Source organism: Nocardia otitidiscaviarum NBRC 14405, assembly GCF_000308635.1.
In the GTDB taxonomy this organism is placed as follows: Bacteria; Actinomycetota; Actinomycetes; order Mycobacteriales; family Mycobacteriaceae; genus Nocardia; species Nocardia otitidiscaviarum.
The window spans coordinates 214297-240155 of the sequence record NZ_BAGD01000097.1; the positions used below are offsets into that span (position 1 = coordinate 214297).

Here is a 25859-nt window from a genome sequence, read left to right on the forward strand (position 1 = left end):
GCGACGCGAGAGCGGACGGCGTACGAAACGCGGAGGTGCTCGGAGTGTCGGTCAGCGGGGTGTGACGACCGTGGGCAACGACGCGAAGCCGCGGTTGTTCGACGAGTGGATGCGGCGCGTCTTCTCGGCGTCGATGTCGTAATCGGCGATCGCGGCGGCGAATTCCTGGAGGGCGGTGCGCAGTTCGAGGACCGCGAGATTGGAGCCCAGGCAGTGGTGGCGGCCGCTGCCGAAGACCAGGGAGGCGCTGGTGTCGCGGCCCAGGTCGAAGCGGTCCGCGGCGGGGAAGACCGCCGGGTCGCGGTTGGCGGAGCCGGTGAGGAGCAGGATGCGGGCGTCGGCGGGGATGGTCACGCCGTGCAGGTCCACGGGGGTCGTGGTGGTGCGTAGGTGGACCTGGGTGGCCGGATCCCAGCGCATGGATTCGGCGATCCAGGCGTCGATGCCGCCGGCCAGGGCGGTGCGGCGCTGGTCGGGGTGCAGCCAGCCGGCGTGCCAGATATTGCCGAGGGTCAGCATGGTGGTCTCGATGCCCGCGCCGATCAGCAGGATCAGGACGCCGACGATCTCCTCCGGGGTGAGCCGGTCGTCACCGTCGGCGGCGTCCAGCAGGCCGGAGAGCAGGTCGTCGGTGCGGTGGCGGGCGCGTTCGATGGTGAGGTCGGTGTAGTAGGCGACGAGCGCGCCGATGGCCTGCATGGCCTCGGGGCGCAGATCGGTGGACTCCTCCTCGGTGTACATGATCTCCATACCGAGTTTGCGCACCATATCGCGGTCGGACTGCGGCACGCCGACGAGTTCGGAGATCACCTCGGTCGGGTACGGCCCGGCGAAGTCGGCCATGAGGTCGAAGGATCCGCCCTCCACCAGCGGTGTCAGCAGGGAGCGGGTGATCTCCCGCAGCCGGGGTTCCAGCCCCTGCACGCGGCGTTGGGTGAAGGCGCTGGTGACCAGCCCGCGCAGCCGGGTGTGCTTGGGTGGGTCCATGGCCACGAAGGAGAAGAATCGTTCGGCCTGCGGTCCCCAGAAGGCCGGTTCCATGCGGATACCGTTCACGCTGGAGAAACGGTCGGAGTCGCGCAGGGCGGCGAGCACGTCGGCGTGCCGGGACAGCGCCCAGAAATCGTCCACCTCGTTGCGGTAGACGGGGGCCTGCTCGCGCAGGGCGGCATAGTACGGGTAAGGATCACTGTGGACCGCGAAATCGTAGGGGCTGTACTGCAACTGCACGAGTAGACCTTCCGGGGCGTAGCGTCGCTAGGATCGCCAGCGGTTCGTATTGAGCCGACGAAACTGAACACTAGTCGAGATGCATTGGGGGCGTAATGAACTCGGACTCGGCAGCGGACCGGATCGACGTGACGAAGCCGCATCCGGCCCGCCGGTACGACTACTGGCTGGGCGGATCGGCCAATTATCCCGCCGATCGGGAGTCCGCCGAGATGGTGGCCGAGGCATTCCCGACGGTACAGATCTCGGCGCTGGAGAACCGGAAATTCCTGCGCCGCGCCGTCGGCCACCTCGCCGAACGGGGCATCCGACAGTTCCTGGACATCGGCACCGGCCTGCCCACCGCGGGCAATGTGCACGAGATCGCGCAGACCGTGGTGCCCGAATCGCGCATCGTGTACGTGGACAACGACCCGATCGTGCTGGTGCACGCCAACGAACTGCTCAACAGCTCCCCCGAGGGCAAGACCGCCTACCTGGAGGCCGACGTCCGGGAGCCGCAGCGCATTCTCACCCACCCGGATCTGCTCGACACGATCGATCTGAGCCAGCCGGTGGCGCTCATCCTGGTCGCCATCCTGCATTTCATCGGCGATGAGGAAAAGCCCCACGACCTGGTGCGGCAGCTGCGCGAGGCGCTCGCCCCCGGCAGTTATCTGGTGATCTCCCACGCCACCGGCGACTACCTGGCTCCGGAGGATCGGCCCGCGACCCTCGAAGCCAACAAGCGCAGCAGGGTGCCGTTCTACCTACGCTCGCGCGAGGAGATCTCGCGCTTCTTCACGGGTCTGGAATTGGTGGCCCCCGGCATCACCTCGGTGACCAACTGGCGTCCGGAGGAGTGGCGGCCGCATCCGCGCGCCGAAGCCGTGTCCATGCTGGGCGGGGTCGCCCATATCGGCTGACGGTCAGATACCGCCCGCCAGCGCCCGCATACACCGCACGGCGAGCGAGGCCGGATTCGAGCCGCGCCCCTGCGCCGAGGTATCGAGCGCCCATTCCTCCAGCGCGATGCGGATGGCCCCGGCCGCGGCGGCGGCGAGCAGGCGCACCCGGAGCGGGTCCGCGTCCGGTCCGGCCAACTCGGTCAGCACCCGGGTCAGGTCGCGTTCGCTCTCCATATTGATGCGATGCCAGATGCCGCGCAGTGCCACGTCGTTGTCCATGGCACGCAGCAGGCCGCGGGTGAGTTCGAGATCGGCGTCGTCCTCGAGGGTCATCGACCGCACGGCCGCCGCCTGTAACTCGTTGAGCTTGGGTAGTCGCCGCGGGCCGGAGGAGATGATGGCCAACCAGCGTTGCGCGCCGGTGGCCAGCATGGGTTCGACGGCATCCTCTTTGGTGCGCGCGTAGCGGTAGAAGGTCCGCAGGGCGACCCCGGCGGCGGCGGCGATCTCCTCGGCGGTGACCTCCGCGGTCCCGCGTTCGGCGAACAGCCGCGCCGCGGTGCGGGCGATCTCCAGGCGGGTTTCCTGCTTGCGGCGCTCGGCCAGGGTCAGGCGGTCGGGTGCTGCCACGGGGCGTCCTTCCAGGTCGAATAGGTCCATCCTAATCACCGGATGCCATAGTGGCACGTTGTGCCAGCACGGCGTACCGTGTCAAGCGGGTGGGGTCGAAGAATCATAGAGGAGTTGCCGCAATGGAGCGTTTCACCGACCGCCGTGTCCTGATCACCGGCGCGGGTTCGGGCATCGGCCGGGCCACCGTGCACCGCATTCTGCGCGAGGGCGGGCAGGTCGTGGCCGCCGATATCAGCGAGGCCGGACTCGCCGAGACCGCCAAGCAGGCCGCCGAGCACGGGCATGCGGACCGGCTCGCCACCGTCACCGTCGATATCGGCGACGAGGAATCGGTGCGCGCGGGCGTCGCCAAGGCCGTCGACACCCTGGGCGGGCTGGACGTTCTCGTCAACGCCGCGGGCGTCCTGCGGTCGGCGCACACCCACGAGATGCCCCTCGCCGACTGGAACCGGATCATCACCACCAACCTCACCGGCACCTTCCTCATGATCCGCGAGGCGCTGCCGACGCTGCTGGCCTCCGATTACAAGGTGATCGTGAACTTCGCGTCCACCTCGACGTTCTTCGCGCACCCCTACATGTCGGCGTACGCCGCGTCCAAGGGCGGCATCATGTCCATGACCCACGCGCTGGCCGCAGAGTACAGCAAGCAGGGGTTGCGCGTGGTGGCCGTCGCACCGGGCTCCATATCCAGCGATATGACCGACGGCCGCGGACCTGGCCTGCCCGAGGACGCCGACCTGAGCCTGTTCATGAAGCTCATCCCCGGCATCGGCCAGGGCTTCGCCTCCCCCGACACCGTCGCGGGCGTGGTCGCCATGCTGGCCTCCGACGACGGCGCGTTCATCACCGGCACCGAGATCCGCATCGACGGCGGCACCCACTACTGAGCCGGGCCTCGGGGGCGGGTCATACCTGAGACGTAGTCCGTCCCTGATCTTCTCCGAGATGGGGGTAGCCCCATACCGTTTCGGGCCGAAGTGCGGCACAGTGTCTGACCATGAGGTCGACGTCATCCGATTCCGCCCGACGAAAGCTGGCCCGCCTGGCCGTGGCCGGTGCGATCACCGCGATTCCCCTTACCGCGCTTGCTGTTCCGGCCGCGGCCGAGGTCACGCTCGAGCCCGAGGTCACCGAGGTCTCCCGCCCGCACTGGCAGGACCGTAACCCCTGGGATCCCCGGTACCCGTGGGAGAACCGTAATCCGTGGGACAACCCGCACGACCACGGCCGCTGGCACGATCACGACCGCTGGCGCGACCACGATCGTTGGGACCGCGACTGCGATCACAACGACTGGAACCGCGGTCACGACCCCTTCCGCAACCCCTTCCGGCACGCACTCCCTCGTGGCGTGTTCGGAAGCAGCTAGGAAGGTACGAGAAGGCCCGGCACCCGCGAGCGGGGCCGGGCCTTCTCCGTGTCGCGAAAACCTTACGCGGTCTCGGTGATCGGGCGATCGACCCAGCTCATCAGGCCGCGCAGCTTGGCGCCGGTGACCTCGATCGGGTGCTCGGCGTTCTGCTTGCGCAGACCCTCGAGCTCCTTGTTGCCGCCCTCGACATTGGCGACCAGGCGCTTGACGAAGGTGCCGTCCTGGATATCCTTCAGGATCTCCTTCATGCGCTCCTTGGTGCCCGCGTCGATGACCCGCGGACCCGACAGGTAGCCACCGAACTCGGCGGTGTCGGAGACCGAGTAGTTCATGCGCGCGATGCCGCCCTCGTACATGAGGTCGACGATCAGCTTCAGCTCGTGCAGCACCTCGAAGTAGGCCATCTCCGGCGCGTAGCCGGCCTCGACCATGACCTCGAAACCGGTCTTGACCAGTTCCTCGGTACCACCGCAGAGCACGGCCTGCTCACCGAACAGGTCGGTCTCGGTCTCTTCCTTGAAGGTGGTCTTGATGACGCCCGCGCGGGTGCCGCCGATGCCCTTGGCGTAGGACAGCGCGAGGGCCTGGCCCTGACCGGTCGGGTCCTGGTCGACCGCGATCAGGGCCGGAACGCCCTTGCCGTCGACGAACTGGCGGCGCACCAGGTGGCCCGGGCCCTTCGGGGCGACCATGGCGACGGTGACGTTGGCCGGAGCCTTGATCAGGCCGAAGTGGATGTTGAGGCCGTGGCCGAAGAACAGCGCGTCGCCGTCCTTCAGGTTGGGCTCGATGTCATTGGTGAAGATCGACGCCTGCGCGGTGTCGGGGGCCAGCACCATGATGACGTCGGCCCAGGCGGCGACCTCGGCCGGAGTGCCGACGGTCAGACCGGCCTCCTCGGCCTTCGGCCGCGACTTCGAACCCTCGGCGAGGCCGACGCGGACGTCGACGCCGGAGTCGCGCAGGCTCAGCGAGTGGGCGTGGCCCTGGCTGCCGTAGCCGATGACCGCGACCTTCTTGCCCTGGATGATCGACAGGTCCGCGTCATCGTCGTAGAACATCTCGACTGCCACTTTTGGTTCCCTTCAGGATCACCCCCGCTTGCGCGGGGAAACGTTGTGCGCGTGGGGGCGCGCGGTGTGGATTTCAAAGGATCGGCCCCGCGGTGGCGGGGACAAGCGGAACGCCGACCGTCGATCGGCGACCACTCTAGCGAGTCGCCGTGATGGACTTGGGTCCACGTCCGACGGCGACCACGCCCGACTGCACGATCTCGCGGATGCCGTAGGGCTCCATCATGCGCAGCAGCGCGTCCAGCTTGGAGCGCGTGCCGGTGGCCTCGATGGTCAGCGCGTCCGGTGACACGTCGATCACCTTGGCGCGGAACAGGTTCACGGCCTCGATCACCTGGGTGCGCACGCTGGCGTCGGCGCGCACCTTGACCAGGATGAGTTCGCGGGCGACGGAACTCTCCTGATCCTGCTCGACGATCTTGATGACGTTGACCAGCTTGTTGAGCTGCTTGGTGACCTGCTCGAGCGGCAGATCCTCCACCGTCACAACGATTGTCATGCGCGAGATCTCGGGGATCTCGGTCCCGCCGACCGCGAGCGACTGGATATTGAAGCCGCGGCGCGAGAACAGACTCGCCACGCGCGCGAGCACGCCCGGCTTGTCCTCCACCAGCACGGAGAGGGTGTGGGTGGTGGTGGTCATCGCTCGGTCTCCTTCTTCGCCCGCTCATGCGCCGCGAGCGTGGCCTTCTCGTGCGACATGGCCTCGTGGATGACCGCGGGCTCGGCGGCGGATTCGTCGTCGTCGAACAGCGGGCGGATGCCACGGGCGGCCATGATCTCGTCATTGGACGTGCCGGCGGCCACCATCGGCCACACCTGGGCGTCCTTGCCGACGATGAAGTCGATCACCACGGGGCGGTCGTTGATGGACTGCGCCTCGCGGATGGCGGCCTCCACGTCCTCTTCCCGCTCCACGCGAATGCCGTAGCAGCCCAACGCTTCCGCCAGCTTCACGAAGTCGGGGATGCGCAGGGTGTGGGTGCCCAGGTCGGTGTTGGAGTAGCGCTGTTCGTAGAACAGGGTCTGCCACTGCCGGACCATGCCCAGGTTGCCGTTGTTGATGAGCGCGACCTTGATCGGCACGCCCTCCACGGCGCAGGTGGCCAGTTCCTGATTGGTCATCTGGAAGCAGCCGTCACCGTCGATGGCCCACACCTCGCGGTCGGGTGCGCCCATCTTCGCGCCCATGGCGGCGGGCACGGCGTAGCCCATGGTGCCCAGGCCGCCGGAGTTCAGCCAGGTGCGCGGCTTCTCGTACTTGATGAACTGGGCGGCCCACATCTGGTGCTGGCCGACGCCCGCGCAGTAGATGGCGTCCGGTCCAGCGAGTGCGCCCAGCTTCTCGATGACGTACTCCGGCGACAGCGAGCCGTCGCTGGGCGGGGTCCAGCCCAGCGGGTACTGCTTGCGCACGCCGTCCAGGTAGGTCCACCAGTCCGACAGGTCCAGCAGCGGATTCGCGCTCGCGGCGGGATCGGCCTTCAGGGTGTCGATGAGTTCGGTGATGACCTCGCGGCAGTCGCCCACGATCGGCACGTCCGCGTGGCGGTTCTTGCCGATCTCGGCCGGGTCGATATCGGCGTGGATGACCTTGGCGCCGGGTGCGAAGGAGTCCAGCTGGCCGGTGACGCGGTCGTCGAAGCGCGCGCCCAGGGTGATGAGCAGGTCGGAGCGCTGCAGCGCCGCCACCGCGCCGACGGTGCCGTGCATACCCGGCATGCCCATGTTGAGCTGGTGCGAGTCGGGGAACGCGCCGCGCGCCATCAGGGTGGTGACCACCGGGATGCCGGTCAGCTCGGCCAGTTCCAGCAGCTCGGCCGACGCCTCGGCCTTGATCACGCCGCCGCCGACGTAGAGTACGGGGGCCTTGGCCTCCATGATCATGCGGGCGGCCTCGCGCACCTGCTTGCCGTGCGGCTTGGTGACCGGACGGTAGCCGGGCAGCCGCATCTCCGGCGGCCAGCTGAAGGTGGTCTGCGCCTGCAGCACGTCCTTGGGGATGTCCACCAGCACCGCGCCGGGGCGGCCGCTGGCGGCCAGGTGGAACGCCTCGGCGATGATGCGCGGGATGTCGATGGGATCGGTGACCAGGAAGTTGTGCTTGGTGACCGGCATGGTGATGCCGGAGATATCGGCTTCCTGGAAGGCGTCGGTGCCGATCAGGCCGCGGCCGACCTGGCCGGTGATGGCGACCAGCGGCACCGAGTCCATCTGCGCGTCGGCGATCGGGGTGACCAGGTTGGTCGCGCCCGGACCGGATGTGGCCATACACACACCGACCTTGCCGGTGGCCTGCGCGTAGCCGGTGGCGGCGTGACCCGCGCCCTGCTCGTGCCGGACCAGGACGTGGCGGACCTTGGTGCTGTCGAACAGCGGGTCGTAGACGGGAAGGATCGCACCGCCCGGAATACCGAATACCGTGTCCGCGCCGAGCTCCTCGAGCGATCGGACGACCGACTGCGCGCCGGTGACCCGCTCGGGCGGGACCTGGCGGCGATTCGATGTCGCGGCGGTAGCCGCGGTCGGCTGATTAGCCGAGGGCGCGGGCCTGCGGGCCGAGGGCCCGGGCCGGGCGGTAGGTGCGCTCACCGTCTTGGTTCCTTACTGCTTGTCGTAACCACACTTGCCTGAACACAAAAAAGCCCCCGACAGCCTATGGCTGTTCGAGGGTGGCGCGTCGCAGCTGCGAGCTGACGTATGGGAGCTACATCGTCGGCTCAGCGCTGGACGCGCCGGCCGATTACGAGCAACTCGATTCGTTTCACGCGCACGACGGTAAGTGCGCGTGGTCCGTTCAGTCAAACTTCTGACCAATGGTGTCCCATTATGTGAGACAGAGCGGTTGTTCGGGTTCAATCACCACAATGCGAGGATGGGGGTGTGTCATCACCGCATCAGTCCGTGCCACCAGGTCGATCGTCCCATACGCCCGCCGCGGGATCGGACACGGGTGGCTACCCGAGCATCCGGTTCCGCACCGACTGGCTGTGGATCCCGGCCGTCGCCATCGTGCCCCTCGTGGTCACCTTCCCGCTCTGGTTGACGCGGCTGCAAACCGTGGTCAGCGGGAACGGGCTGGAGGTGCGCGGGCTCTTCCGGACCCGCCGGGTGCCGTGGCAGCAAATCTCCGGCGTCCGCATTCCGGGATTCAATCGCGTGTACGCCACCCTCGCCGACGGGAGTGAGATCCCGCTGCCCGGAGTGGACTTCGGGCGCATCCGCACCTTCGTGCGCGCCACGCGCGGCGAGTTGGCGGATCCCGGCGTGCGGGTGATCGCGATACCGCGCCTGGCCCATCTCGCGGTGTTCGTGGTGGCGCTGGGCGCGCTGTTCCCGTTCGCGGGCTGGCCCCAGGTGCTGTGGATCCTGTTCGCGATTCCGCTGGCGCTGGCCGTGTGGGTGGAGCGCACCCGAACCAAGATCTCCCCGGACGGACTCGACCTGCGCACCGTGCGCGGCCGACGTCACATCGACTGGGATCAGGTCAAGGGTCTGAGCATCCCCCAGCGCGGCTACCTGCGGCTGCACCTCGCCGATGACTCCGAGGTGAAGCTGCCCGCGGTCGGCTACGACCGGCTGCGCGATCTGGTGGAGGCGTCCGGCGGTCGCATTCCGGACCCGTTCGTGGAACCGGAGGACGAGGACGAGACCGCGGACGCCGCGGACGCCGAGACGACCGGTGGGCGCGGCGGGGCGGTAACGCCGGAGTAACGTGGGCTGGCCGCCGAAGCAGATTCGGCGCAGTCGCCACAGCCCCCGCGACGAGACCCGAGGACCCATCAATGCCACCGCTTCGCTCACGCACCACCACCGCCGGACGCAATGCCGCGGGCGCGCGCGCCCTCTGGCGCGCCACCGGTCTCACCGACTCCGACTTCGGCAAGCCGATCGTCGCCATCGCGAACTCCTACACCCAGTTCGTACCGGGCCACGTGCACCTCAAGGACGTCGGCGAGATCGTGGCCGAGGCGGTCCGCGCGGCGGGCGGCGTGCCCCGCGAGTTCCACACCATCGCCGTGGACGACGGCATCGCCATGGGCCACGGCGGCATGCTGTACTCGCTGCCCTCGCGCGAGATCATCGCCGATTCGGTGGAGTACATGGCCAATGCCCACACCGCCGACGCGCTGGTGTGTATCTCCAACTGCGACAAGATCACTCCGGGCATGCTGAACGCCGCCATGCGGCTCAACATCCCGGCCGTCTTCGTCTCCGGCGGACCCATGGAGGCCGGTAAGGCCGTCGTGGTCGGCGGCGTGGCACAGGCCCCCACCGACCTCATCACCGCCATCGCGGCCAGCGCCTCCAGCGCCGTCAGCGACGAGGGCCTGTCCGAGGTCGAGCGCAGCGCCTGCCCGACCTGCGGCTCCTGCTCCGGCATGTTCACCGCCAACTCCATGAACTGCCTCACCGAGGCACTGGGTCTGGCGCTGCCCGGCAATGGCTCCACCCTGGCCACCCACGCGGCCCGCCGGGCGCTGTTCGAGCGGGCCGGACGCGTCATCGTCGATATCGCCAATCGCTGGTACCGCGACGACGACGCCTCGGTGCTGCCGCGAAACGTGGCAGGCGAGAAGGCGTTCCGCAATGCCATGGCCCTGGACGTGGCCATGGGCGGCTCCACCAACACCGTGCTGCACACCCTCGCCGCCGCGCAGGAGGGTGAGATCGACTTCGATCTGCAGACCATCGACGAGATCTCGCGGCGGGTGCCGTGCCTGTCCAAGGTGTCGCCGAACTCCGACTACCACATGGAGGATGTGCACCGCGCCGGCGGCATTCCGGCCATCCTGGGCGAACTGCGCCGCGGCGGCCTGCTCGAGACCGACGTGACCACCGTGCACACCGCCTCGTTCGACGAATGGCTCGACACCTGGGACATCCGCTCCGGCAAGGCATCCGAGGAGGCCGTGGAGCTGTTCCACGCCGCACCGGGCGGGGTGCGCACCACCGAGCCGTTCTCCACCGAGAACCGCTGGTCGTCACTGGACACCGATCAGGAGCAGGGCTGCATCCGCGATATCGCCCACGCCTACACCGTGGAGGGCGGGCTGTGCGTGCTGCGCGGCAATATCGCCCCGGACGGCGCGATCCTCAAGACCGCGGGCATCGACGAGGACCTGTTCACCTTCGAGGGTCCGGCCGTGGTGGTCGAATCCCAGGAGGAGGCCGTATCGGTCATTCTGAACAAGCGGATCAAGGCCGGTGACGTGGTCGTGGTGCGCTACGAGGGTCCGGCGGGCGGCCCGGGCATGCAGGAGATGCTGCACCCCACCGCATTCCTGAAGGGCGCGGGGCTGGGCAAGTCCTGCGCGCTCATCACCGACGGCCGGTTCTCCGGCGGCACCTCGGGTCTGTCCATCGGACATATTTCGCCCGAGGCGGCCAGCGGCGGAGCGATCGGCCTGATCGAGAACGGTGACCGGATTCGTATCGACGTGCACACCCGCGCGCTCGAATTACTCGTTTCCGAGGACGAACTGGCCCGGCGGCGCGCGAAAATGGAGGCGTCCGAACGGCCGTGGCAGCCCGCCGACCGCGATCGTCCGGTCACCACCGCCCTGCGCGCCTACGCCGCTCTGGCGACGTCGGCGGACAAGGGTGCAGTCCGGCGGGTGCCGTAGTCAGCAAGGGGGAAGTGTGACAATCGAATACACCGGCAAGGTCGACGCCATGCTGGCCGAATACACCGCGATGCTCGATCGCTGCGACGAGCGCAACGCGCAGGCGAAGGAACTGCTCGCCGAGGCCGAGGCACTCGCCGCCGAGACCAGGGAGCTGTTCGGAGCCGAATACTCCGCCGCCCCCGGCGACGCCGAGGACATCCGCGCCCAGCGTGCGGCCCTGGAGGAACAGGTGGACGCCAAGTCCCAGCAGGTGCTACGCCTGCACTCGGAGAATTTCGAGGAGTGGCAGCGGTTCACCCACGCCGAGTGGTGACCTGATACGGCACGGCCCCGGAACCGGAAGGTTCCGGGGGCCGTGCCGTATTCGCCGATGGCTCGCCGCGTCAGTCGAACGGGCCGACGCCGGTGAGCGGATTGCCGCCGTGCAGCCACAGCCAGGTGCCGATGGCGGCGGCGATCGCGGCGACCAGTGCCGCGACCGAGCCGAGGAACGGGCGGGTGGCCCAGCCGCGGTTGCGGTCCAGCGACAGTCGTCCGGGGCCGGTGAGGATGATGACGGCGGCCGCGCCCGCGAGCACGGTTTCCAGTTCCACCGCGCTGGCGGCGGCCTTGTACTGGAAACCGGGGATCATGCCCTGCTTCCACAGCCAGGCGTCCAGGATCACCGCGAGCACCGCGCCCGCGGCAAGCGGGGTGCCGAGCCCGAGGACCAGCAGGATGCCGCCGCCGAGTTCGCCGACGATGAGGAAGGCAGCGCCGATGTCGGCCTGGTCCCAGCCGCCCTGTTCGAGCATGTCGCGGGTGCCCTCCAGGCCGGGCCCGTGGAACCAGCCGGTCAGCTTCTGCAGGCCGTGGTAGATGAAGGTGCCGCCGACCACCAGGCGCAACAGCAGCAGACCGAGGTCCAGGGTGCCGCGGCGATCGTCGCGGCGACGCAGCCGACCGTTCTCCGGCGAGGTCGGGGCCGGGGGGATGCTCGCGAACGCGTAGGAGGGTGCGTCCGCCCCGGGGGCGGGGACTCCGGGAGCGGGCGCGTCGGCGGCGATCGGGGTGGTGTCGCCGCTCTCCACCTGCGCGCGCGTCGGCACGTCGGGGTCGAGACCCAGGTCCTCGTCGGTGCGGGGAATCTCCTTGGTGAGATTCGGCCCGGCCGTATCGATCTGCTCGGTCGGACTGTCGAAGGGGCTGCGCACCGGCGTCCCCGGCCGCTGCGCGGGCTCGGGTTCGGGCTGCCCCGCCGCGGTGGACGGATCGTTCGGCTTGTCGGTCACGCGGGTCAGGGTATGCGCCCCGAGCCCCCGACGCGCGGTGGATCGCGGGCGTGTCCTGCGGATGTTTCACATACAGACCACCCCCGTACGAGCGTGCGCGGCGGTATTTCCGTAACGTCTGCACCATGAGTTTGGTTGCCGGAGGGCGAGTCAGGGGCCGCGCGGGGAGGCTCGCGGTCGGTCTCGTGGTCGGCGTGACGCTGCTGGCCGGGTGCGCCCGCTTCGACGAGTCCGCGTCGAGCCCGTTCACTCCCGAACCGTCCTGGCAGGACGCCGATCTCGGCCCGACCGACAAGCAGGCGCCCACCTCGGCGCAGCGCCCCGCCGGGCCGTGTGTCGATCCCGACCCGAATGTGGTGATCTCCTGCCTCGGGGTCACGGGCGGGATTGTCGTCCTGGGTGACGGCACCTCGATCGTGTTGGACCGCACGGATCTCGAGGTGCTGACCCTGTTGCCGCCGGTGGGTCCCAGCGAGGTTCCGCCGCCTCCGGCGAAGGAGCAGCGGATCGACCAGGAGATCGACACCGGCACCGCGGACGGCGGGCTCATGGATATCGCGCTCTCACCGTCCTACTACGAGGACGGGCTGTACTACCTGTACGTCACCGGCCCCAGTGACAATCGGGTGATCCGGGTGTCCGAGGACGGTTCGGTGAAGCCGATCCTCACCGGTATCCCCAAGGGCGCGACCGGCAATCGGGGCGCCATCGATTTCGCGGGCGGGGACCTGATGGTGCTCACCGGCAACGCGGGCAACCCCGCCGCCGCCGACGATCCGAATTCGCTCGCGGGCAAACTGCTGCGGGTGCCGAATCCGTCCCCGAACAGCAGCGTCCCCGAGGTGGTCGTCTCCGGTATCGGCATCGCGGGTGATGTGTGCGTCGGCCCGCAGAGCATCTGGGTCACCGACCGCACCGCCGTCGAGGACCGCCTCCAGCACGTCACTCCCGAGGGTGACGTGACCAGGGCGTGGTCGTGGCCCGACCGTCCGGGCGTGGCGGGCTGCGCGGCCGCCGCCGACGGCGTCGCCATCGCCATGACCGACGCCAAGGCGGTGGCCTTCGCCAAGGCCGATCCGGCCACCCACGCCATCACCGAGGCCCCCACGCTGACCATGCAGGACCGCTACGGCCGCCTCAACGGCGCGGCGCTGGGCCCCGACGGTGCGGTCTGGGTCGGCACCGTCAACAAGGGTGAGGGCGGTAGCCCCGGCGAATTCGACGACCGCGTGGTCCGGGTGCCGCCCCCGGCCGGTGGACCGGGCAGCGGACCGGACTGATCTTCGGTATTCGGCGGCTACCCGGCGACGCCGCAGGCGGCCAGGACCAGCTCGCGGACGCGGGCGGCGTCGGCCTGGCCGCGGGTGGCCTTCATGACGTCGCCGACCACCTTGCCCGCCGCCTGGACCTTGCCGGAGCGGATCTTGTCGGCGATGTCGGGGTTGGCGGCGAGGGCCTTGTCGACCTCGGCCTGGAGGGCGGAGTCGTCGCTGACCATGCCGAGGCCCTTGGATTCGACGATCTGGGCGGGTTCGCCCTCGCCGTCGAGGACGAAGTCGACGACCTGCTTGGCGACCTTGTTGTTGATGGTCTTGGCCTCGACCAGCCCAGCCACCTCCGCGACCTGCTTCGGGGTGATGGGCAGATCCTCGAGGGCGACGCCGCGGTCCTTGGCCTTCTCGGTGAGGTAGGCGACCCACCAGGAGCGCGCGGCGTCCACCGAGGAGCCGGCGTCGACGGTGGCGATGATGAGATCCAGCGCGCCCGCGTTGATCAGGTCGCGGAACACCTCGTCGGACAGCCCCCAGTCGGCCTGGATGCGGGCGCGCCGCAGCCACGGGTACTCGGGGATGGTTCCGCGCAGCTCCTCCACCCAGGCGGCGTCGGGCGCGATGGGCTCCAGGTCCGGCTCCGGGAAGTAGCGGTAGTCCTCGGCGGTCTCCTTCACCCGGCCCGACGAGGTGGAACCGTCGGTCTCGTGGAAGTGCCGGGTCTCCTGGATGATGGTGCCGCCGCCGGCGAGCACGGCCGCCTGCCGCCGCATCTCGTAGCGCACCGCCACCTCGACGCTGCGCAGCGAGTTCACGTTCTTGGTCTCGGTGCGGGTGCCGAACTCCTGCGCGCCCTTGGGCATGAGCGACACATTGGCGTCACAGCGCAGCGAGCCCTGCTCCATCTTCACGTCGGAGACGTCCAGTGCCTTCAGCAGATCCCGCAGCGCGGTGACGTAGGCGCGCGCCACCTCGGGCGCCCGCTCCCCCGCCCCGGTGATGGGCTTGGTGACGATCTCGATGAGCGGCACGCCCGCGCGGTTGTAGTCCAGCAGCGAGTGCGAGGCGCCGTGGATGCGGCCGGTGGCGCCGCCGACGTGCACCGACTTGCCGGTGTCCTCCTCCATGTGCGCCCGCTCGATGTCCACCCGGAAGGTGGAGCCGTCGTCGAGCACCACGTCGAGGTAGCCGTCGGTGGCGATGGGTTCGTCGTACTGGCTGATCTGGTAGTTCTTCGGCTGGTCCGGGTAGAAGTAGTTCTTGCGCGCGAACCGCCCCCACGGCGTGATGGAGCAGTTCAGCGCCAACCCGATCCGGATCGCCGATTCCACCGCCTTCTGATTGACGACGGGCAGCGAACCGGGCAGTCCGAGGCACACCGGGCACACCTGGGTATTCGGCTCCGCACCGAATTCGGTCGGGCAACCGCAGAACATCTTGGTCGCGGTGCCCAGCTCGACGTGCACCTCCATGCCCAGCACCGGCTCGTACCGGTCGATGACATCGGCGTAGTCCATCAAGTCCACCGTGGGTGCGCTCATGACGATCAGTCTATGTAAGGCCGGTCGGCGGTATTCACGCACCGTGGGCGGGTGGATTCAGTCGGCCGCGATGGCCTCCACGATGGGCAGCCGGGCGGCCCGCACCGCGGGCGGGATGGAGCCCAGCAGCGCCAGCAGCAGCGCGACCACCGCGTAGACGAGCAGCAGCGGGCTGGGCTGATACTCCACGTCCAGGGAGAGGCTGCTGGACATGGTGATGGTGGCGAGGTAGTGCACGGCCGCACCCACCGCCAGCCCGATGGCCGCGCCCACCACCCCGATGCCCGCCGCCTCGGTGAGGACGGTGCGGAGCAGGAAGCGGCGGCTGGTGCCCATGGCGCGCAGCACCCCGAGTTCGCGGCGGCGTTCCAGCACCGAGAGCATGAGGGTGTTGAGCAGGGCGATGGTGGAGACGGCCACCACGATCCAGAGGATGGAGGTGCTCAGCGAGGTGCCCTGGCTGACGCTGGCGGAGATGGCGGCCACCGCCTCGGGACCGGTGTCGACGTGGATCTCCGGGGGCACCGCGGCGCGGATGGCGGCGAAGACCCGGTCCGGATCGGCGTCGGGAAGGAAGTCGACGCCGATGATGGTTTCGCCGGGCCGCTGATACCACTGGCGCAGGATGTCCAGATCCAGGATGACCACACCGGCGATGGCGGAGAAGTACGGCACCACCTCCAGCACCTCGACCCGGTGTATCCCGCTGGGCGTCGGCAGTTCGAGGGTGGACCCGCGCTGCACCGCCAATGTCCGTGCCACATCCCGGGATACGACGATGCCCTCACCGGCGGCCATGCGCCGCAGGGTGTCCGCGCTCAGCGCGGCCGTCGCGGCCTGGCGACCCTGTCCTTCCTCGAAGGCCTGCAACATCACTCGGCCGCCGCCGAGGGTGGCGAACGCCATCTGCGCCGATCCCGCACCCGCCACCCCGGGAACGGCGGCGATCTTCTCCTTCAGGTCCGCGGGCAGGATCGGCCCGGTCGGGAACTGTTCCATGGCGGTGGGGCTGATGAACACATCGGTGGTGCCGAGCCCTGCGAAACTCTCGGACGCCGAATCGGCCATATTGCGGGTGGCATTGCCGATGGCAACCACCGCGGTGACGCCGATCATGACGGTCATGGCGGTCGCCCACACCCGGCGCGGCGCCCGTTCCACGGTGGTGGCCCCCAACGCGCCCGGCGCACCGAAAAGCCGTGCGACGGCGGCGGTGCCGCGCACGATGGGTCCGGTGGCGGCGAAGCAGAACATGACCGCACCGGCGATGGCCATCGAGACCGCCGCCATGGAGATCCGGCCCAGATCGGCGTTGGCGATGACGATGGCGCCGACCACCAGCGCGGCGCCCAGCGCCACAGCGCCCCAGCGCAATATCGGGTTCGTCGTGTCGGCGCTGGATGTTCCCACCGGGGCCAGGGCCTCGATCGGTGCCACCTTGTACACCTGGCGCGCGGCCAGCGCGGCGGCGGCGACGCTGGCCACCACGCAGGCCGCGACGGCGACCGGCACGGCGTAGCCGGGCAGGATGAATTCGGTCCGCGCCTCGACGGAGTTCAGCATGGCCGCGGGTAGCCGGTGAATGGCGATGCGCCCCATGAACACGCCGACCGCCGCGCCGACGAGACCGCCGATCAGCCCCAGCAGCGCGGATTCGGCCACCAGATCGCGCACCATGGGCGCACGGCGGCCGCCGATGGCGCGCAGCAGCGACAGCATCGGGCGGCGTTGCGCCACCGCCATACTCATGGCGTTGTAGATGAGGAACGACGACACGATGAGCGCGGCGGCCGAGGAGGCCAGCGTCGCGAGGGTCACCACCTGCACCGCACTGCCCGCCTGGGCCGCGCGCATGCCGGGATCGGCCACCACGGCGCGCCCGTCCACCACATCGGTGAGGGCCGAACGCAGCTGCGCCACATCGGTATCGGCGGCGGCGACGATCTGGATGGAGTCCAGCCGCCCGGCCCGGTCGGTGATCTGCTGCGCCACCGGCAGCAGCGTGATCACCAGGTGCCCGTCGTTGAGTTTGCGCGCGGCCGGATCGTCGAGCACCCCGGCGACGGTGACGGGGGTACCGCCGATATCGAAGCTCTCCCCCTCCGCGTATCCCATTCCGGTCCCGACCAGCACGCCGTTGCGGACGGTCGGCAGCTTGGCCGCCTGCTCACGCAGCGGCCCGTCCAGATCGCTGCCCAGGGCGGCGGCGCTGGCATCCGCGCCGATGAGCAGGGCGCGGTCCGCATCGGCCCCGATGGGGGCGCGCAGCATGGGGACCGCGGTCCCGACTCCCGCGACACCCCGAACCTCTTGCAGCAGCGACTGTTCGAATCCGGCGTCGGTGATACCGCTGATCTCCAGCACGGCGTCGCCGGAGAGGCTGCGCGCGAGTCGGTCCACCGATCCGGTGATGGAGCCGGAGATGCTGAACACCGACACCAGCAGCCCCGCCGACACGCCCATCACGATCATGGACATGAGGGTGCGGCCACGGTGCGCGAGCAGCTCACCGATATTGAACAGCCGCAGACGATCCCACCCCGCACGTATCACGGACGCACCGCCTCGGCGGGCTCGGAGCCGTCCTCGCTCAGCGATGCGGTGAGTTCCACCGGTACCGTGCGCGCCTCGCCGTTCTCGGTGTGCTCGACCAGTTCGTTGGAGCCGATCTTCCCGTCCCGCAGGGTGATCAGCCGGTCGCAATAGCGCACCGCGCCCATGTCGTGGGTGACCATGACCACGGAGTTGCCCTGCCGGGTGATGTCGCCGAGCAGTTCCAGGATGGACGCCCCGGTCTTGGAATCCAGGTTGCCGGTGGGCTCGTCGGCCAGAATCAGCGGCGGGTCCATGATGAGCGCCCGCGCCACCGCCACGCGCTGCATCTGCCCGCCGGACAGTTCCGCGGGCCGATGTTCGGCGCGGTCGGCCAGTCCCACCAGCTCCAGCAGTTCCAGGGCGCGCGGCTTGGCCTTGCGCAGTCCGGTGCCGTCCAACAGCTTCGGAATGGCGACATTCTCCCAGGCCGACAGCGTGGGCAGCAGGTTGAAGAACTGGAAGACGAAACCGACACGGTGCCTGCGGAATTCGGACTGCCGATCGTCGTCGAGCCCACCGATCTCCGCGTCCTGGAAGCGGATCGATCCGGAATCAGGGGAATCGAGGGCGCCCAGCATGTGCAGCAGGGTGCTCTTGCCGGAGCCCGACGGGCCGATGATGGCGGTGAACTCCCCCGGTTCGATACGCAGGCTGATGCCGTCCAGCGCGCGTACCGTCTGTTCACCCACCCGGTACTCCTTGGTGACGTCGGTCAGTTCCAGCATGTGCTTCCCCTCGTCGGAAATAACGTCGATCGCCCTCAGCTCGCGAGTGCGCGGTCTCGCGGCCGGTCGATCAGGTGGTCGGTGTCGTAGGTGTCCAGGACGGCGCGCAGCGCGGGCTGTTCGGAGGCCAGTTCGAGATAGACGTCGACCGCCGATTTTCCCTCCGTCAGCGCGTTGTCGAGCTTCGCGTGCAGGTGGTTCTCCCAGCGGTACCGCAGTGCCAGCAGCACCCCGGTGGGTCCTCCGAAGAGGCGTTCCACATCCGGCAGTCCGTGAAAGAGCTTGGGATCAGCCGGATTTCGCGCCGCTCGATCGAGTACGGCGTGCAGGATATCCGTGCGAGCACGGTGGTCTGCCCAAGTCATGGCCCCAACCTTTCGTTCTCGATATCCCACACGCTACGTACCAGGTTCTGTGCCTGTCTTCGTGCCGTGGACCCGAATCGATCTCCTACCGGGGTAGGAGATCGGGCCCACTCGACGAAGGATGCACACGACCGATCCGGGCAATTAGCCTTACAGGATGAACGTGACCGACGCCACGTCACGGTTCGCCGGGGCCGCCTGGCGTGACCTGCGGGAGAGTGCGCGCGACAGCCGCGTGCGGGCCCGCCGGTTCCTGCGCGATCCGGTGCGCGAGTTCCAGCGCAATGTGGAGGAGCTGCCCTACGACTATCCGGCGGCCACGATCATGCTGCTGGATGTGGTGCTGCTGGTGGCGGCCACCATCGCCATGATTCAGCGGCACGAGTACTTCCCGAGCCCGCTGCCGCTGGTGGCCATGGGCCTCACGTACGTGACCGGCCCGCTGTACGCGTTCTTCGGGATGGTGCCGAAACCGGTGATGATCGGCGGTCTGGCCATGGTCGCCACGGCATTGTTCCTGGTGCAGCCGGTGGAGAACGATATCTCGCCGCTGATCCTGATCCTGGCCGCGGGCGAGGTCGCCGCTATCACCCCGGCACTGGTGAGTGTGCCGCTCACTCTCGTCATGCTGGGGCAGCTCGCCTTCTTCGCCCGGATCGGCCATCTCGATGGTGCGCTCCAGTACAGCGCGGGTGTGGTGTGCGGCTGGATGACCGGACGGATGCTGCAGTACCAGAGCCGCTTCACCCGCCAGGAGCGCGAAACCCAGGAGGTGCGCACCGCGCGGGCCGCCGACGAGGAACGCGGCCGCATCGCCCGGGAGGTGCACGATGTGATCGCGCATTCGCTGTCCATCACGCTGCTGCACGTCACCGCCGCCCGCCACGCGCTGCAAACCGACCGCGACGTGGACGAGGCCGTGGACGCCCTCGCCGACGCCGAACGTCTGGGCCGCCAGGCCATGGCCGATATCCGCCGCACGGTCGGGCTGCTCGACCAGCGGCCCTCCCGCACCACCCCGGAACCCGGCCTGGAGGATATCGCCGAGCTGGTGGGCGACTTCGTCCGCGCCGGAATGGCGGTGGACTACGAACTCGAGGGTGATCCGGCGACCGTGAGCGCGGGCCTGGGGCTGGCGCTGTACCGGATCAGCCAGGAGTCGCTGGCCAATATCGCCAAACACGCGCCGGGCGCGCGAGCGCGCGTGCGCATCCTGGTGGACGCCCGGGGCATCACCGTCACCGTGCACAACACGCTGCCCGCCGGAGTGGCCGCCCGGCCGGGCAACGGCATGGGCGTCCGGGGTATGCGGCAGCGCGCCGAACTCCTCGGCGGGATGCTGTCGGCCGGACCCGAGGCGGGCGGCTGGCAGGTGCGGGCGCGCATTCCCCTGTCGGGCAGGCCGGTCGACGGCTGCGTCGTCATCAATGCCGCGAGTACCGCCGAGGATTCGCTCAAGTCCATGTTCCAGAACATGACCCGCAAATTGCAGGAGGGCCGCGCCGACTCGGCGCGGGAGAGCCAGGAGGGTGTGTGAGCACGCAGCCGGAGGACGAGCCGACCGCCGTACTCGTCGTCGACGATCAGGAGCTGGTGCGCGGTGGTCTGCGCCGAATCCTGCGCCGCCGTGACGGTTTCGTGGTGAGCGAATGCGCCGACGGGGACGAGGTGCCCGCCGCGGTGGCCGCGCATCGACCGCAGGTGGTGCTGATGGATCTGCGCATGAAGCGCATCGACGGCATCGAGGCCACCCGCACCCTGCGGCAATCGGCCGACGCCCCACCGGTATTGGTGCTCACCACCTTCGACGACGATCAGCTGCTGTCCGGTGCGCTGCGCGCGGGCGCGGCCGGATTCATCCTCAAGGACTCCCCCGCCGAGGATCTGATTCGCGCGGTGCGCACCGTGGCGGCGGGCGGCGCCTGGCTCGACCCCACCGTGACCCCGCGCGTGCTCACCGCCTACCGGTCGGCCCGTCCCACCCCGTCCCCGGCCGCCACCCGGCTCGGCGATCTCACCGCGCGCGAACTCGAGGTGCTCGAACTCATCGGCCGCGGCCGCCTCAACGCCGAGATCGCGCATGCCCTGGGCATCTCCGAGGTGACCGTGAAGAGCCATGTGGGACACATCTTCGGCAAGCTCGGGCTGCGGGACCGGGCCGCGGCCATCGTCTTCGCGTTTGACCAGGGTGTGGTCGCCCCAGGAGAATCCAATCTCTGACGGATGGGTCGCGGCCGCCGCTGCCGCGCCCCGTCCCAGAGTTGGAGGTTGGACGGGGTGGATGCACCGCCATCGCGGGCCGGGAGCAGGTTCGGGCCGTACGAGTTGCGCTCGCTGCTGGGCAGGGGAGGGATGGGTGAGGTCTACGAGGCCTACGACACCGGGAAGGACCGGGTGGTCGCGCTCAAGCTGCTGCCGTCCGAACTCGCCGAGGATCCCTCCTACCAGGAACGATTCCGCCGGGAATCACAGGCGGCGGCGAGATTGGCCGAGCCGCACATCATTCCGATCCACGACTGGGGCGAGATCGACGGTGTGCTGTACATCGATATGCGGCTGGTGCGCGGCCAGGATCTGCGCTCCCTGCTGAACCAGTTCGACACCCTGCCGCCCGCCCGGGTGGTCGGTATTCTCGAGCAGGTCGCGGCGGCCTTGGACGCCGCGCACTATTCGGGTCTGGTGCACCGCGATGTCAAGCCCGCCAATATCCTGGTCACCGAGGCGGATTTCGCCTATCTGGCCGATTTCGGCATTGCCCGCGCGGAGGGTGACAGCACCGTCACCACGGCGACCTCGGCCGTCGGCTCCTATGCCTACATGGCCCCGGAACGCTTCGATGTCGGACCGGTCACCGGCCGCGCCGACATCTACTCGCTGGGCTGCGTCCTGCACGAGGCGCTCACCGGCACCCGACCGTTCCCGGTGCAGAATATGAGCGAGCTGGTCCGGGCGCATCTGTCGCAGTCGCCGCCCCCGGCATCGCACCTGCGGCCCGGCATTCCGCCGGGGCTGGACGCCGTAATCGCCCGCGCCATGGCCAAGAATCCTGCCGACCGGTTCTACACCGCGGGCGAATTCGCCGCGGCCGCGCGCAACGCGCTGGTCGGCGGACCGGTCGCGGTGCCGCCGCCCCCGACCGTGCCGTCCGCCCGGACCGTCCCGCCGCCCACGGTGCCGCCCGCCGTCCCGCCGACCGCGGTCCAGCCACGGGTGGGCGCGTCCGATCCCACCGTGGTGCGGCGGACTCCCGCCGATTCCGGACCGGCCTACACGACCGGGGCCTTCCCCGCGGCTGGTGACGAGCAGCCCGCCACCGGCGATCTGCCGGTGATCGTGCCCGCCGACCCGACCGTGGTGCGGCCCAGCGACTTCTACTTCACGCCCCTGCCCGAGCAGGCGCGACCGGCGGAACCGCGGTGGGGTGAGCATTCCTATGCCTCCGGCAACGCCGACTTTCCGTACGCGCCCGCGCCGGACCCGTCGGCCTATCCCACCTCGGAGCATCCGGTCGTCGAACCGCCCCCGACCGAACCCCGGCCGCGGCAGCGCCGGTCGATCGTGGTGCCGGTGGCGGTGGGCGTGCTGGCCGTCGCGTTGACCGCGGTGGCGGGCGTGCTGGGCTGGCAGGCCATCGACGACGGCGGTACCGAATCACCGAATGTACCGGCGGCACAGGATAATCCGACCCGGCCGCGCACGGCCCCGCCCACACCCGGCCGTACGACGACCGCGCCCACCACCACGACCACGCCGACCACGGTGCAGCTGCCCGCGGGCGCGACGCCGTGCCCCTCGGTCTTCGGGTCGCTGGGCGGCTACACCTCCTCGGCGACCGGAACCTCGGTCACCAGTTGCCCGTTCGCCGAGGAGGTGCGCCGGGCCTACGCCGATGCGGCGGGCGACACCTCGGGTACGACGGCTACGGTGGTCGCGGTGAGTCCGGTGACCGGCCGCTCGTACCCGATGAGTTGCACGGCCGCAGGGAAATTGGTGACCTGCACCGGTGGAGAGAACGCGGTGGTGTATGTCTACTGATCCGTTTCGGATCTGTCGTAAGGCCCTGAGGAACACGGTGGTACTCGCCACCCTGCTCGCGGTGTCGGCGTGTGCCGTTCAGGTCGGCACCTCCGGTGTGCCCGCCGCCGATTCGGCGGAGATCGCGCCCGACGGCGGCGACCGCGCGATGGGTCTACCGGCGGCGGAGGGGAATCGCTCACTGGGCGCACCAGACCTGCCGGATCTGTTCGGCCTGCCCCGAACCATCTCCCTGGCAGCGGATTTCGCCGATCTGCGGGCTCGTCTGGACGGCCGCATGGGGATGGCGATCATGCCGGTCGGCGGTGGCGAGGTGACGGTGCTCGGCGACTGGAGCACGGGTATCGCGTGGTCGACCATCAAGGTGCCGATCGCCCTGGCGGCCCTGCGCCGCGATCCGGAAGGCCTGCTCGATACCGCCGAGGCGGCCATCACCTTCTCCGACAACGATGCGGCACAACAGCTCTGGAACTCGCTGGGCAGCGCGGAGGAGGCCGCCACCGCGGTCGAGTCGGTGCTACGCGAGGCCGGTGACACCGTCACCGATATCGCCGACCGGCACACCCGACTGGCGACCGTGGGCTCCTACGAACTCATGGCCTTCGGCGCGACCAGCTGGACACTGACCGATCAGGTGCGCTTCGCCTCCCGGCTGCCCTGTCTGGACGACGCCGATACGGTGATCTCGCTCATGGGCGAGATCACACCCGACCAGAGCTGGGGTCTGGGCCGACTCATCGGCGCGGAGTTCAAGGGCGGCTGGGGTCCCGACGACGACACCGGCGACTACACGGTGCGGCAGTTCGGCCTGATCCCGACACTGTCGGGCCCGGTGGCGGTGGCCATGGCCGCCGAACCCGCATCGGGCGGCTTCACCGACGCCACCGACATGATGGACCGCATGGCCCTGCTGGTCGCCGACCATCTCGAGGAACTGCGCGGGGGCCGCTGCGTGCGCTGACCCGGTACACCGGATGTCGCAGAGACGCCATGGCCGCCGCACACCCGAAAAGCGTGCGTCCGACCGCATTTGACCACCGCCCGTAGACACACCAGAATCCTTGCGATCGACGGGAGCCGGTGGTCGAGTATCGACGTCGCCCACCACACCCGGGATATGGAGGTAGACGGGGTGGACGTCCCACGGTCGGAACTTCGGGGCGGCGCCGCGAGCGGCGGGTCCCCACGACGATCGACGCGTCACGACCGGCGGTGGAGCCGGTTCGCGCGGGCGGCCGGGGTGGCCGCCGTGCTGGCGCTGTCCGCCTGTAGCAGCCAGCCCACGCTGGTGCCCGAAACCACCGGTGCCACACCGACGGCCGTCAAGCCCACCACCGGACTCGTTGCCGCCCTTCCCGGTTCGCTGGCCTGGGATTTCAACGAATTGCAGGCCACATTGCAGGGCACGGTCGGACTGGCGGTCATGGCCGTGGGCGGTGACCGGCAGGTCACCCTCGGCGACTGGAGCACCGGTGTGGCCTGGTCGACCATCAAGGTGCCGCTGACCCTGGCCGCGCTGCGCAACAATCCGGGGTACAGCGGCGCGGCCAGCGCGGCGATCACGGCCTCCGACAACTCCTCCGCCGAGATGCTCTGGCAGTCGCTCGGATCAGCGGATACGGCCGCGCAGGCGGTGGAGGCCGTGCTGCGCGAGGGTGGTGATTCGACCACCACCGTGCCCGCCCGGCCGCCGCGCTCGGAGTACTCGGCCTTCGGGCAGGCGGAATGGTCGCTGTCGAATCAGTTGCGCTTCGCCTCCCGGCTGCCCTGCCTGCCGCAGGCCGAGACGGTCACCGCGCTCATGGGGAAGGTCAGCTCCGGCCAGCGCTGGGGGCTGGGCACCCTGGCGGGCGCGCGGTTCAAGGGCGGCTGGGGTCCCGACATCGGCGGCGACTATCTGGTGCGTCAGTTCGGGCTGCTCCCGGTAACCGGTGGGGAGATCGCCATCGCGCTTGCGGCCGCGCCCGATTCGGGTTCCTTCGACGACGGCGCCGCCCTGCTCACCAAGCTCGCGGGGCTGATCGAACTACATCTCGAGGAGCTCGCCGGAGGCGTCTGCCCGCCATAGCGTCGCATCACAGCGTGCGGTGCCCGGCGGTACGGCGATCCGTAACGAGCGGTTCACGGGGGTGCGGCCCACAGGGTCACGCGGACGGGGCAAGATGGGCGGCATGCGTATCGGAGTTTTGACCGGAGGCGGGGACTGCCCAGGCTTGAACGCGGTCATCCGAGCTGTCGTTCGTACCGCGAACGGTCGCTGGGGCGACGCGATTGTCGGCTTCCAGGACGGGTGGCGCGGCCTACTCGAGGATCGCAAGATCCAGATCTTCAATGACGACCGCACCGACCGGTTGCTCGCCAAGGGCGGCACCATGCTCGGCACCGCGCGCACCAATCCCGATGTGCTGCGCGCCGGACTCGGCCGGGTCAAGCAGACTCTCGACGACAACGGCATCGAAGCGCTCATCCCCATCGGCGGCGAAGGCACCCTGACCGCGGCCAGCTGGCTGTCCGACGAGGGCGTGCCGGTGGTGGGCGTGCCCAAGACCATCGACAACGATATCGACTGCACCGACGTCACCTTCGGCCACGACACCGCGCTGGCGGTCGCCACCGAGGCCATCGACCGGCTGCACACCACGGCGGAATCGCATCAGCGCGTCATGCTGGTGGAGGTCATGGGCCGCCACGCCGGATGGATCGCGCTGAACGCCGGAATCGCGGGTGGTGCGCATCTGACCCTCATCCCCGAAGTGCCGTTCGATGTCGACGAGGTCTGCAATATGATCAAGCGTCGATTCCAGCGCGGTGACAAGCATTTCATCTGCGTGGTCGCCGAGGGTGCGCATCCCGCGCCCGAATCCATGACCCTGCGCGACGGCGGTATCGACGAATTCGGCCATGTCCGTTTCACCGGCGTCGCCCAGCAGCTCGGCGCCGAGATCGAACGCCGCATCGGCAAGGAGGTCCGCACCACCGTGCTGGGCCACGTGCAGCGCGGCGGTCAGCCCACCGCCTACGACCGTGTCCTCGCCACCCGCTTCGGCGTCCATGCCGCCGAGGCCGTGCACGCGGGCCGCTTCGGGCAGATGGTCGCCCTGCACGGCACCGAGATCGAGCTGGTGCCGCTGTCGGAGGCCACCAAGCAGCTCAAACTGGTGCCGCCGGACCGCTACAACGAGGCGGCTGCCTTCTTCGGCTGAACCGAACTCTCGCGGCCCCCGCTCC

Annotated in this window: 23 protein-coding genes; 13 read left to right on the forward strand and 10 right to left on the reverse strand. The window is 69.4% G+C overall.

The window, feature by feature from the left end:
- Positions 1-51 precede the first annotated feature (51 nt).
- The gene (locus ON31_RS21735) at positions 52-1230 is read right to left on the reverse strand and encodes a cytochrome P450 (protein ID WP_051037571.1); all 1179 of its coding nucleotides are present in this window, start codon (positions 1228-1230) and stop codon (positions 52-54) included.
- 95 nt (positions 1231-1325) lie between these two features.
- Here ON31_RS21735 and ON31_RS21740 point away from each other — a divergent pair, with 95 nt between their 5' ends.
- Positions 1326-2135, forward strand: a complete 810-nt coding sequence (locus tag ON31_RS21740; protein ID WP_039816186.1) for an SAM-dependent methyltransferase — start codon at positions 1326-1328, stop codon at positions 2133-2135.
- A gap of 3 nt (positions 2136-2138) precedes the next feature.
- Here ON31_RS21740 and ON31_RS21745 read toward each other — a convergent pair whose 3' ends face one another.
- Positions 2139-2747, reverse strand: coding sequence for a TetR/AcrR family transcriptional regulator (locus ON31_RS21745; RefSeq protein WP_255222196.1), 609 nt, complete (start codon positions 2745-2747; stop codon positions 2139-2141).
- Between the two features lie 122 nt (positions 2748-2869).
- On the opposite strand from ON31_RS21745, the gene ON31_RS21750 reads away from it, so the two are divergent.
- Together ON31_RS21750 and ON31_RS21755 are read left to right on the forward strand one after the other, a co-directional pair.
- On the forward strand, positions 2870-3640 hold the full coding sequence (locus ON31_RS21750; RefSeq protein ID WP_039816190.1) for an SDR family NAD(P)-dependent oxidoreductase: 771 nt from the start codon (positions 2870-2872) through the stop codon (positions 3638-3640).
- A gap of 110 nt (positions 3641-3750) precedes the next feature.
- The gene (locus tag ON31_RS21755; RefSeq protein ID WP_174385112.1) at positions 3751-4122 is read left to right on the forward strand and encodes a hypothetical protein; all 372 of its coding nucleotides are present in this window, start codon (positions 3751-3753) and stop codon (positions 4120-4122) included.
- Positions 4123-4184: 62 nt separating this feature from the next.
- Here ON31_RS21755 and ilvC read toward each other — a convergent pair whose 3' ends face one another.
- The 3 genes from ilvC to ON31_RS21770 all read right to left on the reverse strand — a co-directional run bounded on the left by ilvC (position 4185) and on the right by ON31_RS21770 (position 7790).
- On the reverse strand, positions 4185-5186 hold the full coding sequence (gene ilvC / locus ON31_RS21760; RefSeq protein WP_029930139.1) for a ketol-acid reductoisomerase: 1002 nt from the start codon (positions 5184-5186) through the stop codon (positions 4185-4187).
- A gap of 148 nt (positions 5187-5334) precedes the next feature.
- Positions 5335-5841 (reverse strand): acetolactate synthase small subunit, encoded by a 507-nt coding sequence (ilvN, locus tag ON31_RS21765; RefSeq protein WP_029930140.1) that lies wholly within the window; start codon positions 5839-5841, stop codon positions 5335-5337.
- Entirely contained in the window at positions 5838-7790 is a 1953-nt protein-coding gene (locus ON31_RS21770; RefSeq protein WP_039816195.1) for an acetolactate synthase large subunit, read from the reverse strand. Before ON31_RS21770 ends, ilvN begins: the two co-directional genes overlap by 4 nt.
- Before the next feature lie 291 nt (positions 7791-8081).
- On the opposite strand from ON31_RS21770, the gene ON31_RS35755 reads away from it, so the two are divergent.
- The 3 genes from ON31_RS35755 to ON31_RS21785 all read left to right on the forward strand — a co-directional run bounded on the left by ON31_RS35755 (position 8082) and on the right by ON31_RS21785 (position 11141).
- Positions 8082-8912: a PH domain-containing protein gene (locus ON31_RS35755; protein WP_081592627.1), complete on the forward strand. Its 831-nt coding sequence runs from the start codon at positions 8082-8084 to the stop codon at positions 8910-8912.
- A gap of 71 nt (positions 8913-8983) precedes the next feature.
- Complete coding sequence (ilvD, locus tag ON31_RS21780; RefSeq protein ID WP_039816196.1) at positions 8984-10825, forward strand: dihydroxy-acid dehydratase; 1842 nt, start codon at positions 8984-8986, stop codon at positions 10823-10825.
- A gap of 16 nt (positions 10826-10841) precedes the next feature.
- Complete coding sequence (locus tag ON31_RS21785) at positions 10842-11141, forward strand: hypothetical protein (protein ID WP_039816198.1); 300 nt, start codon at positions 10842-10844, stop codon at positions 11139-11141.
- Between the two features lie 70 nt (positions 11142-11211).
- Here ON31_RS21785 and ON31_RS21790 read toward each other — a convergent pair whose 3' ends face one another.
- Positions 11212-12099 (reverse strand): DoxX family protein, encoded by an 888-nt coding sequence (locus ON31_RS21790; protein ID WP_039816200.1) that lies wholly within the window; start codon positions 12097-12099, stop codon positions 11212-11214.
- Positions 12100-12230: 131 nt separating this feature from the next.
- On the opposite strand from ON31_RS21790, the gene ON31_RS21795 reads away from it, so the two are divergent.
- Positions 12231-13379: a PQQ-dependent sugar dehydrogenase gene (locus ON31_RS21795; protein WP_039816407.1), complete on the forward strand. Its 1149-nt coding sequence runs from the start codon at positions 12231-12233 to the stop codon at positions 13377-13379.
- A gap of 17 nt (positions 13380-13396) precedes the next feature.
- Here ON31_RS21795 and gatB read toward each other — a convergent pair whose 3' ends face one another.
- From gatB to ON31_RS21815, 4 genes are read right to left on the reverse strand one after another with little or no spacing between them, the layout of a single operon-like run.
- On the reverse strand, positions 13397-14911 hold the full coding sequence (gene gatB, locus ON31_RS21800) for an Asp-tRNA(Asn)/Glu-tRNA(Gln) amidotransferase subunit GatB (RefSeq protein WP_039816201.1): 1515 nt from the start codon (positions 14909-14911) through the stop codon (positions 13397-13399).
- 57 nt (positions 14912-14968) lie between these two features.
- A complete protein-coding gene (locus ON31_RS21805; RefSeq protein WP_039816203.1) occupies positions 14969-17464 on the reverse strand; it encodes an ABC transporter permease in 2496 nt (831 codons plus the stop codon).
- On the reverse strand, positions 17461-18231 hold the full coding sequence (locus ON31_RS21810; RefSeq protein WP_081592628.1) for an ABC transporter ATP-binding protein: 771 nt from the start codon (positions 18229-18231) through the stop codon (positions 17461-17463). Before ON31_RS21810 ends, ON31_RS21805 begins: the two co-directional genes overlap by 4 nt.
- 35 nt (positions 18232-18266) lie before the next feature.
- A complete protein-coding gene (locus tag ON31_RS21815; protein ID WP_039816205.1) occupies positions 18267-18596 on the reverse strand; it encodes a hypothetical protein in 330 nt (109 codons plus the stop codon).
- Between the two features lie 157 nt (positions 18597-18753).
- Between ON31_RS21815 and ON31_RS21820 the strand changes: the two genes are divergently transcribed.
- The 6 genes from ON31_RS21820 to ON31_RS21845 all read left to right on the forward strand — a co-directional run bounded on the left by ON31_RS21820 (position 18754) and on the right by ON31_RS21845 (position 25834).
- On the forward strand, positions 18754-20133 hold the full coding sequence (locus tag ON31_RS21820; RefSeq protein ID WP_051037573.1) for a sensor histidine kinase: 1380 nt from the start codon (positions 18754-18756) through the stop codon (positions 20131-20133).
- Positions 20130-20816, forward strand: coding sequence for a response regulator (locus ON31_RS21825; RefSeq protein WP_039816207.1), 687 nt, complete (start codon positions 20130-20132; stop codon positions 20814-20816). The genes ON31_RS21820 and ON31_RS21825 overlap by 4 nt, the downstream gene beginning before the upstream one ends.
- 57 nt (positions 20817-20873) lie before the next feature.
- On the forward strand, positions 20874-22631 hold the full coding sequence (locus ON31_RS21830) for a serine/threonine-protein kinase (protein WP_039816210.1): 1758 nt from the start codon (positions 20874-20876) through the stop codon (positions 22629-22631).
- A gap of 37 nt (positions 22632-22668) precedes the next feature.
- Entirely contained in the window at positions 22669-23592 is a 924-nt protein-coding gene (locus ON31_RS21835) for a serine hydrolase (RefSeq protein ID WP_255222197.1), read from the forward strand.
- Between the two features lie 279 nt (positions 23593-23871).
- A complete protein-coding gene (locus ON31_RS21840) occupies positions 23872-24699 on the forward strand; it encodes a serine hydrolase (RefSeq protein ID WP_051037575.1) in 828 nt (275 codons plus the stop codon).
- 103 nt (positions 24700-24802) lie between these two features.
- Positions 24803-25834, forward strand: coding sequence for an ATP-dependent 6-phosphofructokinase (locus tag ON31_RS21845; protein ID WP_029930679.1), 1032 nt, complete (start codon positions 24803-24805; stop codon positions 25832-25834).
- Positions 25835-25859 lie beyond the last annotated feature (25 nt).